General features: G+C 38.2%; 13 protein-coding genes. 5 read left to right on the top strand and 8 right to left on the bottom strand.

Annotation, left to right across the window (positions count from 1 at the left end):
* The first annotated feature begins 86 nt into the window (after nucleotides 1–86).
* Together HEQ28_RS01290 and glf are read left to right on the top strand one after the other, a co-directional pair.
* Nucleotides 87–2606, top strand: a complete 2520-nt coding sequence (locus tag HEQ28_RS01290; RefSeq protein ID WP_434503390.1) for a glycosyl hydrolase 115 family protein — start codon at nucleotides 87–89, stop codon at nucleotides 2604–2606.
* Between the two features lie 253 nt (nucleotides 2607–2859).
* Nucleotides 2860–4050, top strand: a complete 1191-nt coding sequence (gene glf, locus HEQ28_RS01285) for a UDP-galactopyranose mutase (RefSeq protein ID WP_434503389.1) — start codon at nucleotides 2860–2862, stop codon at nucleotides 4048–4050.
* Between the two features lie 74 nt (nucleotides 4051–4124).
* Here the strand turns inward: glf and HEQ28_RS01280 are convergent, their stop codons facing one another.
* From HEQ28_RS01280 to trpD, 7 genes are read right to left on the bottom strand one after another with little or no spacing between them, the layout of a single operon-like run.
* Nucleotides 4125–4745: an anthranilate synthase component II gene (locus HEQ28_RS01280; protein WP_434503388.1), complete on the bottom strand. Its 621-nt coding sequence runs from the start codon at nucleotides 4743–4745 to the stop codon at nucleotides 4125–4127.
* A gap of 40 nt (nucleotides 4746–4785) precedes the next feature.
* Nucleotides 4786–6198, bottom strand: a complete 1413-nt coding sequence (locus tag HEQ28_RS01275; RefSeq protein ID WP_434503387.1) for an anthranilate synthase component I family protein — start codon at nucleotides 6196–6198, stop codon at nucleotides 4786–4788.
* Nucleotides 6185–7384, bottom strand: coding sequence for a tryptophan synthase subunit beta (gene trpB / locus HEQ28_RS01270; RefSeq protein ID WP_434503386.1), 1200 nt, complete (start codon nucleotides 7382–7384; stop codon nucleotides 6185–6187). The genes HEQ28_RS01275 and trpB overlap by 14 nt, the downstream gene beginning before the upstream one ends.
* Before the next feature lie 3 nt (nucleotides 7385–7387).
* On the bottom strand, nucleotides 7388–8164 hold the full coding sequence (gene trpA / locus HEQ28_RS01265) for a tryptophan synthase subunit alpha (RefSeq protein WP_434503385.1): 777 nt from the start codon (nucleotides 8162–8164) through the stop codon (nucleotides 7388–7390).
* On the bottom strand, nucleotides 8161–8862 hold the full coding sequence (locus tag HEQ28_RS01260) for a phosphoribosylanthranilate isomerase (RefSeq protein WP_434503384.1): 702 nt from the start codon (nucleotides 8860–8862) through the stop codon (nucleotides 8161–8163). The genes trpA and HEQ28_RS01260 overlap by 4 nt, the downstream gene beginning before the upstream one ends.
* A 10-nt stretch (nucleotides 8863–8872) precedes the next feature.
* Complete coding sequence (gene trpC, locus HEQ28_RS01255; RefSeq protein WP_434503383.1) at nucleotides 8873–9667, bottom strand: indole-3-glycerol phosphate synthase TrpC; 795 nt, start codon at nucleotides 9665–9667, stop codon at nucleotides 8873–8875.
* Between the two features lie 23 nt (nucleotides 9668–9690).
* Nucleotides 9691–10695, bottom strand: a complete 1005-nt coding sequence (trpD, locus tag HEQ28_RS01250) for an anthranilate phosphoribosyltransferase (RefSeq protein ID WP_434503382.1) — start codon at nucleotides 10693–10695, stop codon at nucleotides 9691–9693.
* Between the two features lie 490 nt (nucleotides 10696–11185).
* Between trpD and HEQ28_RS01245 the strand changes: the two genes are divergently transcribed.
* Nucleotides 11186–11311 carry a hypothetical protein gene (locus HEQ28_RS01245; protein ID WP_262502963.1) on the top strand — a complete coding sequence of 42 codons (126 nt, stop codon included), beginning with the start codon at nucleotides 11186–11188 and terminating at the stop codon, nucleotides 11309–11311.
* Between the two features lie 19 nt (nucleotides 11312–11330).
* Nucleotides 11331–11981, top strand: a complete 651-nt coding sequence (gene rpe, locus HEQ28_RS01240; RefSeq protein WP_434503381.1) for a ribulose-phosphate 3-epimerase — start codon at nucleotides 11331–11333, stop codon at nucleotides 11979–11981.
* Here rpe and HEQ28_RS01235 read toward each other — a convergent pair.
* Nucleotides 11978–12574, bottom strand: a complete 597-nt coding sequence (locus HEQ28_RS01235; protein WP_207153635.1) for an RNA polymerase sigma factor — start codon at nucleotides 12572–12574, stop codon at nucleotides 11978–11980. The genes rpe and HEQ28_RS01235 overlap by 4 nt on opposite strands.
* A 562-nt stretch (nucleotides 12575–13136) precedes the next feature.
* Between HEQ28_RS01235 and HEQ28_RS01230 the strand changes: the two genes are divergently transcribed.
* Complete coding sequence (locus HEQ28_RS01230; protein ID WP_434503380.1) at nucleotides 13137–15695, top strand: glycoside hydrolase family 88 protein; 2559 nt, start codon at nucleotides 13137–13139, stop codon at nucleotides 15693–15695.
* The last annotated feature ends 290 nt before the right edge of the window (nucleotides 15696–15985 follow it).

Genomic DNA, 15985 nt, shown 5'->3' with positions numbered 1-15985 from the left:
AAAGGATTAGATTTTTCTTTGATTTTTCGCTCATTTGATGTACCTTCGCAACATAAACAACTTATTACTTAAAGATAAAATCTAAAATGAAAAGACTTTTGCTAGCAACAGCCCTTATTATATCGTCGTTGACCATTATGGCTGGCGACATTATATGGTATGACGGACATCATCCAGTTACATATACCGTACAGAAGAAATGCAAACTTGTCGTGAGAACTGCACTTGACATGTTTTCTGATGACATGAAAGATGTTACGGGTATGAAGGCTATACAATCATCACCAACAACAGCAAAGATACAGATTACACAACTGGATATTGCTTCGAACAGCACCAAGGAAAGACTGAAAAGCATGAACGTTCCTGTTGACGAGATTACGAGTAAAACAGAATGCTTCGACATAAGAACGAATAAAAGCGGAACGATTCTTATTACTGGTTCCGACGGAAGGGGCGCTGCCTATGGAATACTTGAACTATCAAGAATGGCGGGTGTATCGCCATGGACATGGTGGGCGGACTCTAAGCCACAGCATAAAGACATTCTTACTATCAACGATGATTTCAAAACGACACAAAGTCCTTCAGTAAAATACAGGGGCATATTCATAAATGATGAAGACTGGAGTCTGCGAGCTTGGAGTTGGAAGAAATACGAGAAGGGAAATGCAACGGGATGTATCGGAACGAAAACATACAAACAGATATTCAAGCTGCTGCTGAGACTGCGCGCTAACACGATGTGGCCGGCTATGCACAGCGGAACTGTTCCATTTTACTTTGTAAATGGCAACAAAGAGACGGCTGATAGTTGCGGCATCATCATTGGAACATCACACTGTGAACCTTTGATGAGAAACAATGTAGGCGAATGGGATGTGACAAAGCGAGGCAACTTTAACTATGTAACCAACGGAAAGAATGTACGTGACTACTGGGCAGAACGACTAAAAGACGTGGCAAGATATGACAATCTATACACTATCGGCATGAGAGGAATACATGACGGAAGTATGGAAGGCGTGAAAACAATGCAGGAAAAAACGATATGGTTGCAAAAAGCTATTGACGACCAAAGAGAACTGCTGAAAAAATACGTAAATAAAGACGTGACAAGTATTCCACAGGTATTCGTTCCTTACAAAGAGGTGTTGCAGATAATGGAAAACGGTTTGAAAGTTCCAGAAGACGTAACATTGTTATGGTGTGACGACAACTACGGTTACATGACACGCCTTAAAGAGAAAAACGAGCAACAACGCAGCGGCGGCGCAGGAGTGTATTATCACATGAGTTACTGGGGCAGACCACATGACTACTTATGGTTATGCACAACACAACCAGGACTAGTGTATAGCGAGATGAAACAGGCTTATGACAATAACGCCAGAAAGGAATGGATCGTAAACATTCATAATCCAAAACCAGCTGCTTATCAGCTGGAACTGTTCATGGATATGGCTTGGAACATCAACAGCATTACGCCATCAACAATAAACAATCATCTAGGCAACTGGCTGATAAGAGAGTTTGGTGAGAACGCAGGAAAGAAGCTGCTGCCTGTTATGTTGGAATACTATAGACTTTGCGGAATACGTAAGCCTGAGCACATGGGATGGACTCAGGTAGAACTTGACAAAGCAACCAACGTGCGAGGAATGTCATGGATGAAGGACACGGAATTCAGCAATGAGTTTGGTGGTGAAATGGATCGTTACCTTGAACATTATGCTGACATTAAGAAAGCTATTGAAGACATTAAGGGGACTATTGCGAAAGAAAAGAGAGATGCTTATTTTTCACATATAGAATATGGAGTATGTGCTTCTGCTGACATGGCGACAAAGATGCTTGAGGCACAACGTGCACGCTCGTTTGCGACAGGACAGGTAAACGCGACACTCTGGTCACGCGACTCTGCTATGACATTGGCTAGTGCCAAAAGCATTGAGGCATATCATGATATTCAGAACATCACTGATTACTACAATAACAAAATGGCTGGTGGTAAGTGGAAATATTCTATGACATCTATGCCAAGAGATTTATTCGCATTCTATCCTCCAATGCTACCAATAATGCCCTCTGACAGTATAGCAAGAGAGACGATAAGAGAATCGGAGGTTGCGAAAACACACGCTATAAAGATAAACGATGCCATAGCGATGGATGCATGCCAATACTCATCGGCAACGACTGGCGCATATACTATTCAGGCATTGGGACATAGCATGAACGCTGTGGCTTTGCCTAAAGAAGGCTGTTTGGAATATGAATTCGACTCTGACAGAGATGCTGACGCAATGCTACGTGTGGCTGTCATACCGACACACCCTAATGACGACGGAGATATTCGTATTGCTATAAGCATTGACGGAAAGGATTACGCCATGAAATCATATAATGAGGTAGATCGTTCGGAACAATGGAAACTGAATGTGCTAAGAGGACAGGCTGTATTACTATTCCCTATAAATATTTCGAAAGGACATCACTCTCTGTCTATCAAGGCTATTGACAACCACGTGGAAGTGGACCAATGGATGATTGATTTTATCAAAGATCGCCATTTCTATGTGTTTCCGACACAATCAGACAATTGATAAACAAAGGTTGAATAAAATCAGCATAATAAAGAAAAGCTTTCTTTTACTTTGTTTTTCCAGCAGTTTGCAGTAACTTTGCATAAGTTAAAGCTGCACTCGGCATAACATACAAGTAAACTTGATGATTCTGCTCTTGTTGGCAGTAACTTTGCATAAGTTAAAGCTGCACTCGGCATAACATACAAGTAAACTTGATGATTCTGCTCTTGTTGGCAGTAATTATAGAACGATATAACATACATAATCTGTAATGAAAAAATACGATTACCTTATAGTTGGCTCTGGACTCTTTGGAGCAACATTCGCCTACATGGCAAAGAAACAAGGCAAGAAATGTCTAGTGATTGACAAGCGCACTCAACTTGGAGGAAATATATATTGCGAGAATATTGAAGGTATAAACGTACACAAATATGGCGCACATATATTCCATACAAGTAATAAAAATGTATGGGATTTCGTGAACTCAATCGTTGAGTTTAACAGATACACAAATTCTCCTGTAGCAAACTATAAAGGGAAACTTTATAATCTGCCTTTCAACATGAACACATTCTACCAGATGTGGGGAGTTACAACACCAGATGAAGCTCAGGCTAAGATTGATGAGCAGAAAGCGGAAGCTGTGGCTAAGATGAAGGCAGAAGGTGCAACAGAACCAAGAAACCTTGAAGAGCAGGCTCAAACTCTTATCGGTAAAGATATATACGAGAAACTTATTAAGGGATATACCGAAAAGCAATGGGGAAGAAAATGCACAGAACTACCTGCATTTATCATTAAAAGACTGCCTGTACGCATGGTGTTCGACAATAACTATTTCAACGATACATACCAAGGTATTCCTATAGGAGGTTACAACAAACTGATTGATGGATTACTGAATGGAGTGGAATGTCATAAAAATATTGATTTCTTTGTTTTAAGAAAGGATATAAACAAAAACGAAGACGACTCTTTCACTCTTGACGCATCAAGCAATGATGCCCTTGGAAATGACTTATACAGTTTTGGGGAAGTTGTATTCACAGGACAGATTGATGAATTCTATGATTACAAATACGGCAAACTGAACTTCCGTACCGTAAGATTTGAACAGGATATTATTGACAAGCCTAACTATCAGGGAAATGCAGTGATAAACTATACTGAAGCAGAAGTGCCTTACACACGCGTGATTGAGCACAAGCATTTCGAGATGTTCGGACAAAAGGTATATGACTGTAAAAAGACGGTTATATCAAAAGAATATTCCACAGAATGGAAAGACGGAATGGAACCATATTATCCAGTAAACGATAAGATAAACAACGAACTCGCTGAGAAATATCGTGCACTGGCAGCAAACGAAAGCAACGTAATCTTTGGAGGCAGACTTGCTGAATATAAATATTACGACATGGCACCAGTTGTGGAAAACGTGATGAAACTGTTTAAATAAAACAGCAAACATATTAAAAATGGCAAACTTGCTAACGCTTATGGGCGATGAACAGGTTTGCCATTTTTTATATATTACATATCAAGCCAATTACCAACAATCTTCTTACCTTCGGGAGTAAGCACGCTCTCAGGATGAAACTGTATACCATGGATATCATAGTGCTTATGCTTCAATCCCATGATGCAGCCATCATCACTTAAAGCAGTGACCTCAAGACTATCAGGGAATCCAGTTTTATCTACAGCCCAACTGTGATAGCGACCTACATCAAAACGCTTTGGAAGTCCTGCAAAGATTTTATCATTTCCATATTGTGTTATCGGAGTTGCTACACCATGATAAACCTCATCAAGATTAATCAGTTTGGCTCCAAAAGCCTCACCGATAGCCTGATGACCAAGACATACTCCTAATATTGACTTGCGTCCTGCATAATGCTTGATAACATCAAGAAGTAAACCAGCCTCAGAAGGAATACCTGGTCCTGGACTGAGGATAATCTTATCGAATGTCTCAAGTTGATTCAACTGAAACCTATCATTACGATATACTGTAACTTCAGCGCCCAACTCTTTTACAAGATGCGCAAGATTATATGTAAATGAATCATAGTTATCAATGATAACAACCTTCTTGCCATCAACTTTTATAGTATCAGCAGAAGTTTCTATTCCATTATAATATTCACTCATAAAAATTAATATAAATAGGGATTCAACAATAAACTAGCAACTAAAGATTTTCGGCAATATGAATTGCCTTTACCAATGCACCTAACTTATTGCTGCTCTCTTCTAACTCATAATTATCATTACTCTTGGCAACGATGCCACTTCCTGCTTGAAACCACAGTTCCCCATTACGGCTGATAAAAGTACGTATTACGATTGCCTGATTTAGTTCACCGGTAAGTCCGATAAAACCAATACAACCACCATACGCTCCTCTATTATGCGGTTCCAATTCAGAAATAATCTGCATGGCACGCACCTTTGGGGCACCACTCAATGTTCCTGCAGGGAAAGTATCAATAAACTCTCTTATGCTATTTGCACCTTCGTTAAGCGTTCCGCTAACACGGCTTACAAGATGAATCACATGACTATAAAACTGCATATCCTTATAGAAATCAACTTTCACATCATGGCAATTACGACTTAAATCGTTACGTGCCAAATCAACCAACATTACATGTTCGGCATTCTCTTTTGGATCGTTACGCAAAAAATCTGCATTCTTTTTGTCCTGTTCTGTATCACCAGAACGCTTTGTTGTTCCAGCAATAGGGTCGATATAAGCCTTGTCACCAACTATGCGATTATGAGTTTCTGGTGAAGAACCGAAAATTCGGAAGCCTCCGAAATCAAAATAAAACAAATATGGACTTGGATTGATAGAGCGTAGAGCACGATAGAGTTTGAAATCATCACCCTCGTATTTCTGTATGAAACGGCGAGAAATGACAATTTGGAATACATCTCCTCGCAAGCAATGCTTCACGCAACGGCGTACATTAGCCTTATGCTCATCATCGGTAAGAGTTGAAGTTGTACCACCAACAGGTTTGAAACTATAAGGTTTTATATTCTGCTTGTTGATAGCACGCAAGATGTCAGCAATAGCAGAAGATTCATCTGAAAGACTTATAATCTGCATACTGTTATTGAAATGGTCGAAAACAATAATATCCCTATACATTATATAATAGATGTCGGGAGCATCGTTCTTTTCCATTACCGCATCCTTTACATCAATGTCTTCAAAATAGCGTACGGCATTGAAAGTGGTATAGCCATATAAGCCACAGAAGTCCTTACCTTCGCCTTCTACTTTGAAATGACCAATGAAATTATTTATCGCATTGGCAACAGCATCTTTCGCCCTACCCTTTACAGAAGTATCGATAACAGTTTCATCAACTGTTCCGTCTGGATAAGTACTGCGGATAACACCATGACTAACCTGAATATTAGCCATTGGATGAATGCCGATGAAACTTCTGGAATTATCATTTCCGTGATAATCAGAACTTTCCATCAATGCACTTTGCGGATAGATGTCGCGCAACCTCATATACACAGCAACAGGTGTATAAAGATCGGCAAGAATCTTCTCGGTATGTGTAGTATAATTAAAAATCTCCATATTCTTTAGCCATTTTCTTATTATTTAGATATGTCTCCACATCCTTATCTCCACGACCACTTACTGTTAACACAACGATATCATCAGGTTTGAATGTGAGCTTTTTGAGTGTAGCCACAGCATGCGCACTCTCTATGGCTGGTATGATACCTTCCATTCGGGTAAGTTCATATCCTGCATAGATAGCCTCATCATCATTAATAGCAAACACCTTTGTGCGACCGCTTTTAGCAAGCTGAGCATGCATTGGGCCGATACCAGGATAGTCAAGACCTGCACTTATTGTGAATGCCTCTTTAATCTGTCCGTCATCAGTCTGCATAACAAGCGTACGAGCACCATGAATAATACCCTCTGTACCGCATTGCATTGTAGCAGCAGTATAATCAGTATCTATTCCATGACCACCTGCTTCAGCAAGGACCATTTTCACACGTGAGTCATCAACATAATGATATATCGTACCCGCAGCATTAGAACCTCCACCAACACAAGCGATAAGATAATCAGGATAATCACGACCTATCTTCTCTTGAAGCTGCCATTTAATCTCCTTTGATATCACACTCTGCATTCTTGCTACAATATCAGGATAAGGATGTGGTCCCATAGTAGAACCTATGATATAGAATGTATCCTGAGGATGGCAGCACCAGTCACGTATTGCCTCAGAACATGCATCACTAAGAGTCATGTTTCCTGTTGTAACAGGATGCACTTTAGCCCCTAACATACGCATACGCTCAACGTTGGTATGCTGGCGCTCAACATCAGTCTTTCCCATGAATATCTCGCATTCCATATTCATCAGTGCACACACGGTAGCAGTTGCAACACCATGCTGTCCAGCTCCTGTTTCGGCAATGATACGACTTTTACCCATTTTCTTTGCCATCAGAATCTGACCAATAGTATTGTTTATCTTATGGGCTCCTGTATGATTAAGGTCTTCACGTTTAAGATAGAGTTTGCAACCATACTTCTCGCTCATGCGCTTTGCATAATACAAAGGAGAAGGACGACCTACATAGTCTTTGAGTAACTGGTGGTATTCATCTTGAAACTCCTTACTCTCTATAATAGGAATATACGCATCTTGAAGATCGTGTACACATTTATATAATATTTCCGGAACATAGGCACCACCAAACTGTCCGTAGAATCCTTGTTTATCTGGTTTATTCATATCTTATTTCTTTAAAGCATCATACAATTTATCCATTGCAACATCTGGGTTGCCAGTCTCATCAAGTAAAGTAACAAACTTACTACCAATGATTGCACCCGAAGCATTATTCTGTGCACTCTCCAAAGTTTGCTTATTACTTATTCCAAATCCTATCATGCGTGGAGTCTTTAGATTCATCGCATTTATGTGCTCGAAATAAGCCACTTTATCATCATTGAAATTGCTCTGAGCACCAGTGATACTAGCAGAACTTACCATATAAATGAATCCATCGGTATTATCATCTATTAGGCGAATGCGCTCCTCACTTGTTTCGGGAGTAATCATCATGATTACACGTATGTCATATTTATCAGCGATAGGCTTCACAACTTCAAGATAGTCCTTGAATGGAAGATCAGGGATAATGCAACCACTTACACCATTCTCAGCACAACTCTGAAAGAATTTTTCTATGCCATAGTACATGATGACATTGAGATAACCCATCATAACTAATGGGATAGTCACCTGATTCTTGATTTCTCCTAGTTGAGCAAATAACTTACTAAGAGTCATTCCATTTTTTAGTGCTTTTGTTGCAGCCGACTGAATTACCGGACCGTCAGCAAGAGGGTCGCTAAAAGGAATACCAACTTCAATCATGTCAATACTTCGCTTCTGCAAAGTCATTATCACATCAGCGGTACCATCAAGAGTTGGGCAACCTGCACAAAAGTAAAGAGAGAGCAACTTGCGGTCTTTTACTTCACTGAAAAGTTTATTAATTTTATTCATACGCCTTTTAACTGTGAGATGAATGTACGCAAAAGATCTACATCTTTCATTGCCGGTTCTGTCTCAAATCTGCTATTAATATCTATACCTACACACTTTGGATGATGGAAGTTCTTTATCTGTTCCACGTCTTCAGGACCTATTCCGCCACTAAGCAAGAACGGAGTTCCTCCATCATAACGCTCAAGCATTGACCAATCAAAATGCTTACCACCACCACCTACTGTATCACATTTTGTATCGAAGAGAAATAAATCAACATGTCCCTCATATTCCTTATATCGGTCTATATCTTCGGGAGAAGATATACTCAATGCCTTTATTATTTTTATATTCTTGTGAATATCAGGATCAATAGTTTTTACTAGATTATCTATCATAACTACACTCTCATTACCATGCAACTGCACATAATCAAGATTATAATTATAGATGCGAGTAACAATGTTCTGAGGCATATCATCAACAAAAACACCTACACGCTTTGGCTTATTCTCAGTAGCTACGACTGGTTTTCCTTCTGAAAGTTGGCGAAAACGCTCCGTACTATAATCTGGGAGTACACCAGCCTTACTTGATATCATGCGCACATATCTACTTGATTTCTGCCAAAATATAAAGCCCATCAAGTCTATGTCTAGTTCTGACACCTGACGTATATTGTCAGCATTGCGCATTCCACAAACCTTTATTATCATATACTAGTCTTTATAGATTAGAAATAAATTTATTCAAAGCTTCTCCTGGATCAGACGTTTTCATAAAGCACTCACCCATCAAGAAACCATTATATCTTGCTTCTCTTAATGACTTCAATGTCTTAGGATTGTCAATTCCGCTTTCGCTCACTTTGCATACATCAGCTGGCAACTGTTCTGCCATTCTAAAACTGTTGTTGACATCTGTAACAAAGCTACCGAGATTACGATTGTTTATGCCATACATATCTGGTTGCAATTCTGCATATTCCAGATCATGACGATCGTGCATTTCCAAAAGCACTTCAAGTCCAAGTTCATGTGCTAACGACATAAGGGATTTACATTCTGCTTTACTAAGGCATGCAGCAATTAATAATACTGCTGAAGCTCCACAGAAACTCGCCTGAAAAAGTTGATATTCGTCGATAACAAAGTTCTTATATAATATAGGTATTGTTACACCAGTAGCTCTTGCATCCTGAACGAATTCGTCATAGCCTCCGAAATAGTCGGTATCGGTTAATATGCTAAGTGCTGTCGCGCCATTCTTCTGATAAGACAAAGGAACAATTGAAGACTTTGCGTCCTTGTTTATCCATCCCTTACTTGGAGACATGCGCTTGAACTCGGCAATTATACCAGTTTCTGATTCCATTAATGATGTAGCAAACTTTACTGTTGTAGCTGGCGCATCTTGTAACTTCGCGGCTACCATTCCATATAATTGACGTGGAGCGATAAACTGCTTACGCTGATCTATCTCTATGCGCTTATGAGCTACTATTTCTTCAAGGATATCCATATTACTATATATATACTATTTCGTTAAGAATTAAGTGCAACAAACTTCTTAAATGTAGAAAGAGCTGCACCACTGTCTATACTTTCACGGGCAATATCAATACATTCCTCAATGCTCTTTTTGCCCTTTTCCATTACCTGAATACCAAATGCAGCATTTGCAAGTACAATATTCTTCTGTGCATCGAGTGCTCTGTTTTCAATCACTGCATCAAATATTTCCTTAGCTTCCAACTCAGTGGCACCACCTTTAAGTTCATCAGGCTTAGCAATTCTAAAGCCTAAATCAGAAGGTGAGAATATCTTTTCATAATCATTTGTAGACACCTTGAAATCTCCTGTTAGCGAGATTTCGTCATAACCATCTATACTATTAACGATTGCATAGTCAATACCTATCTTCTGATAAACCTGATTATATAACCTCATCTGGTCGAGATTGGCAACACCAAGAAGTTGGCATTTTGGCTGTGAAGGATTAACCAAAGGACCTAGAAGATTGAACACTGTAGGGAATTGCAATGCTTTACGGATAGGACCGACAAATTTCATTGCCTTTGCAAAGAGTTGGGCATGAAGGTAAACAATGTTGGCCTCATCCATAGATCGATTAAGTTTATCCAAATCATCAGTAAACTCAACACCATGATTCTTAATAACATTAGATGCACCACTCACTGAAGTTGCTGCAAAGTTACCATGTTTAGCCACCTTATATCCAGCTCCGGCAATAACAAAGCATGAAGTGGTTGAAATGTTGAATGAATTTTTGCGGTCACCACCAGTACCAACTACATCAATATAGCGGTAACAATCAAGAATAGCAGGAACTCCTGTTTCAAGAATACCATCACGGAAGCCCAACAATTCGTCTACAGTAACACCTCTCATCTGCAATCCTGTAAGAAGAGCTGTTATCTGTTCTTCAGGAAATTCACTCTTCGTGATACCCAGAATGATGTTTTTAGTCTCTTCGCGCGTCAACTCTTCATGATTGAGCATGCGGTTTAAAATGTCCTTCATTGCCATAATCGTATATTTTTTATATTGTCATTACATGTTGTTAAAACAAAAAAGACCTGTCGTAAGAACGACAGGCCTCTTTGTATATCATTAATATATATATCCACACGGCTTCGTAACTCACGACTTGTTTAATCTCGAGTAACGCCACCACCATGATGTAGATATCATATTATTCATTTTGCTTTTATTTAATTGTTTCGGTTGCAAATATACTGATATTTTTTTATTCTACAAACAAATCGAAACAAAAAATACAATAAAAATATTTATTAGCTTATTTTGCAGTATGAACAAAGCCTTAAATATACTGATATCATAGTATCTGCGGAAGTGATATTTCAGCGTGAAAACTAATAAACGAAACGTAAAAGCTATTATATGTAATAATGTATATAGATATGTCACACTATAGGCGATATTTTATTATTAATAGCACAATAATACGAGATATGGTGCGTTTCAATAATATATTAATAATAAAAGCAGAGTGCCTATGAAGTATTTTACTCAAAAAGAAGCCCAACCATCAGAAAAGACTTTGAATATTATAAGGCAGATCGCCTATACCTATCGGGTGATAACGGTAAATGGCAAACAAGAGGTGTTCTGTCTTAACTAATATTTAAAACCATTTGAAGATGAATACATTGGTATCGCCCTCATTGTTGTCGGCAAACTTCCTAAACTTAAAGGAAGATATAGAAATGATTAACAAAAGTGAGGCAGACTGGTTGCATTTGGACGTTATGGACGGCGAGTTCGTTCCAAACATATCTTTCGGTTTCCCTATTATCGAAGCCGTAAGCAAGATATGCAAGAAACCGCTTGACGTACATTTCATGATTATGCATCCTGAAAAATATATTGAGCGAACAGCGAAACTTGGTGCAATGATGATGAATGTGCACTATGAGGCTTGCACACATCTACATCGTACAATACAACAAATTCACAATGCGGGTATGAAGGCTGCTGTAACTTTAAATCCAGCAACTCCAGTAAGCATGCTTGAAGATATTATCGACGACGTAGACATGGTATTACTGATGAGCGTAAATCCTGGTTTCGGTGGACAGACGTTTATTAAGAATACGATTAATAAGGTCAAAAGACTTCGCAAGATGATTGACGAAGCAGGAACAAATACACTTATCGAAGTTGATGGAGGCGTAAATGCAGAAACGGCTCCAATACTAGTAAAAGCAGGAGTTGACGTGTTGGTAAGCGGAAGTTACGTATTCAAAAGTTCAGACCCGATATCAACGATAAAGTCACTGAAGCATATTTAAACAAGCTGAAGAACTACATCATGCTCCCTTGCCATTCTTCTCAAATTTATAATAGCATAACGCATGCGTCCCAAACTTGTGTTTATACTAACGTTGGTGGTATCAGCAATCTCTTTGAATGACATCTGCTGAAAATAGCGCATGTAGACAACCTCACGTTGAGTTGTAGGAAGTAGATTCATCATTTTCCTAACATCACTCAAAACCTGAGTATTCACAAACTGACTTTCGACATTGCCAATAATCATATCATTGCTGGCAATATTTGAAAGATCGTTGTCATCAACAGCGTCAATAATTTTTTGTGACTTCTGTCCGCGATAAAGATCCATTATCACGTTATGCGCTATACGCAGCACCCATGCTGAGAATTTTCCACTTGGAACGTACTTACCTTGTTGAAGCTTAACAACCACTTTAACAAAAGTTTCCTGGAAAATGTCATTCGCCATATCGCGATCACGGACCACGAACAGAATATAAGAGAATATTTTAGACTGATTACGCAATAACAATTCGTCAAACGCCCTGTTGTCTCCATTGACATAAGACAATGCCAACTCTTCATCAGTCATAACGGCTAGATTTTTCATCTTGTAAATGTTTTAAATTCCAAGTAAAATTGCTTCAATAGGCGAATTGTTTTTTATTGCTTTTAAAGTATTAATTGCTACAAAGATAAAATATTTTTTCGGTACGGGCAAATTTTTAACGATAAAAAAAAGAGGTTGGCGCAGGATGCATCCAACCTCAAGGGCGATTTAGTAAAAAACTAAATCTTAAAAACTTGTGGCAAATATAAATTATATAAATTGAAAAAACAAATTTTGTAACATATAAATTCAGTATTTAACACAATATTGAATATAATGAGTTATTTTTCACTTCCATTTTCTATCAAACTAGGTGTATTATTTAGTTTTCACCCACTTCCTAATCCATTATAAATCAACGACTTGATAAAAAATAATATATTTTAAACGAATATTCAGCATTAAATAAATATATTTGTTTTATATTTGCATTGTGAAAATGCAAAAAAGACATTTCGATTATAACAGATTATGTCTGTGAAGACATGCTATCAGTTTTTTAAAATGTCTTCACTACTTAAAAATTTAAATCAAAAAAATAATAAAATAAACAATTTATATCATGAGATGTTTTAAAATGATTCTGTTTGCATTGCTATTATGTCCTATCGCTATTGCTGCGCAAGGATGGAATGACAATACATATAAACAGATTGAACAAAGAGTGAAACAACCAGAGTTTCCAAACCAGAGTTTTATAATCACAAAGTATGGAGCAGGATCTAAACTTTCTGCTGCTAAGAATCAGATTGCTATTAACAAGGCGATTCTTGCATGTTCTAAAGCTGGCGGAGGAAAAGTAATAATTCCTTCCGGTGTATGGAATACAGGTGCAATTACGCTAAAAAGCAATGTGAATCTTGTGGTTGAGAAAGATGCACATATAATTTTTGCCTTTGATACAAGCCTCTACCCTATTGTAAAAACACGCTGGGAAGGCATGGACTGCATGAACTATCAACCTTGCATATATGCTTATGGAGAAAAGAACATCGCTATTACAGGTGAAGGTACCATTGATGGCAACGGAAGTGTGAAAACTTGGTGGAAGATGTGTGGAAAAGATTGGTTCAAAGCAAATGAAAAAATCACAGAAAATCAAAATGTAGGCAGACCTAAATTATTTGAGTTTGTAGAAAGCGGAACTCCTATTGAGAAACGCAACATGAAGGGATTAGGAATGCGCCCGCAACTAATCAACCTATATAAATGTGAAAACATTCTTATCGAAAATGTTACTATGATCAACTCTCCATTCTGGGTTATGCATCCATTGCTATCAAAAAACATCACAGTAAAGGGTGTTAAAGTTTGGAACAATGGCCCTAATGGCGACGGTTGTGATCCAGAAAGCTGTGAAGACGTAATCATAGATGGCTGCAATTTCCATACTGGTGACGACTGCATTGCTATAAAGAGTGGAAGAAATGCTGACGGAAGAAAATGGGATATTCCAAGCAAGAACATCATTGTTAGAAACTGCGTGATGGAAGACGGACACGGAGGGGTTGTTATAGGATCTGAAATCTCAGGCGGATGCAACAACGTGTTTGTTGAAAACTGCAAAATGGACTCACCAAACTTGGAACGCGTATTGCGCATAAAGACAAATTCATGTCGTGGAGGATTGACAGAAAATATATATATGCGTAATGTAGAAGTTGGACAATGCCGTGAAGCCGTATTGCGTATCAACCTGAATTATGAGCCAAAAGAAGCTGCAAAGCGCGGCTTTAACCCTACTGTCAGGAATGTGTATATGGAAAATGTAACATGCCAAAAAAGCAAATATGGCATATTACTCAACGGACTAGACGATGCCGACAATATATATAATATAAATGTAAAGAACTGCGCATTTAATGGTGTACAAGACCAAGATATCATGCGTACGGGTAAAAGTCATGATATAAATATTGAGAACACTTTTATCAATGGTTCATTAGTATTGCTTGATAAGCCTTTCAAGAACTATAGCGAATGGCTGGTTGCATCAGAAATGAAAAGAACAGCTCATCCATACCTTCTTGATTTCTCTACTAAACCCAAATGGAGTTACGTTATGGGAATAGAGCAAGAAAGTATGCTTGATACTTATGAGCAATACAAGAACACAGAAATATTGAATTATCTGAAAGAGTATCCAGCAAAGATGATAGACTCAGAAGGTAATATCACTGGATATGAATATAAAGATTTCAATCTTGATAACGTTCGTACGGCCAAATTCATACTTAGAATGAACAATCTACAGCCTGAAAAGAATGTAGATAAAGCTTTAAAGACTTTGTTCAAACAATTAGAAAATCAACCACGTACAAAAGAGGGAGTTTGGTGGCACAAAGCAATTTATGCAAATCAAGTTTGGCTAGACGGCATATTCATGGGATTACCATACTACACCGCTTATGCAGCACAAAACATGAGCGCAAAGAAAGCTAATAAATACTTTGATGACGCAGTAGATCAGATCATAAAGACCGACAAGCGTACTTATGACGAATCTACTGGTTTATGGAAACACGCATGGGATGAAACTCATTCGCAATTCTGGGCAAACAAAGAAAACGGACAAAGCCAACATACATGGGCTCGTGCTCTTGGTTGGTATGTTATGGCTATGACAGAAGTTCTTGATGTTCTTCCAGAGAACTATGCACGACGCGGTGAAGTTGTCGAACTGCTAAACAAGGCGATGAAATCAGTTGTGAAATATCAAGATAAGAATACCGGTGTATGGTATGACGTCATGGATGTGAATAGCGACAAGAATTATCTTGAGAGCACAGCATCATCTATGTTCACATACGTTCTTTTAAAAGGAGTACGCAAAGGCTACCTTCCTGCAGATTTTCAAAAAGCAGGTATAACGGCATACAACGGAATACTGAAACAATTTGTACGTGTAAATGCCGACAAGACAATAAGTCTAACAAAATGTTGTTCTGTAAGCGGCCTAGGTCCTGGTCCTGGCAAATACGTACAAACACCTAACTACAAACGTGACGGTAGCTTTGAATACTACATTTCAGAACCTATACGTGATAATGACGCAAAAGGTGTAGGACCTTTTGTTTGGGCGAGTCTTGAAATGGAAAAAGGTTTAATGCCTATTGAATAACACTGGAATAATTAATAAAATAAGACAGGGCTATCCGAGAGGATATGCCCTGTTTTTATGTAACGGGAATTATAAATATAGCTGTCCGCTAAAAGTTTAATCTTCGTATAAAAGTAAGACTGAATTCCTCTCTTAGAATTCAGTCTTACTTGTTACCTTTTTTTTTACCACAAAATCTATGCAACTATGAACAAAGGTACACATTTTATCATACATGATAAAATTTAATGCTTTTCCAATAAAATTTTAACCTGCTTGTGTATAGGATATGTTATCTTTGCAGACAAAAC

The organism is Prevotella sp., assembly GCF_051059605.1.
GTDB lineage: Bacteria > Bacteroidota > Bacteroidia > Bacteroidales > Bacteroidaceae > Prevotella.
The sequence above is the reverse complement of the archived record's forward strand: the minus strand, read 5'-3'. Positions and strand labels throughout refer to the sequence as shown.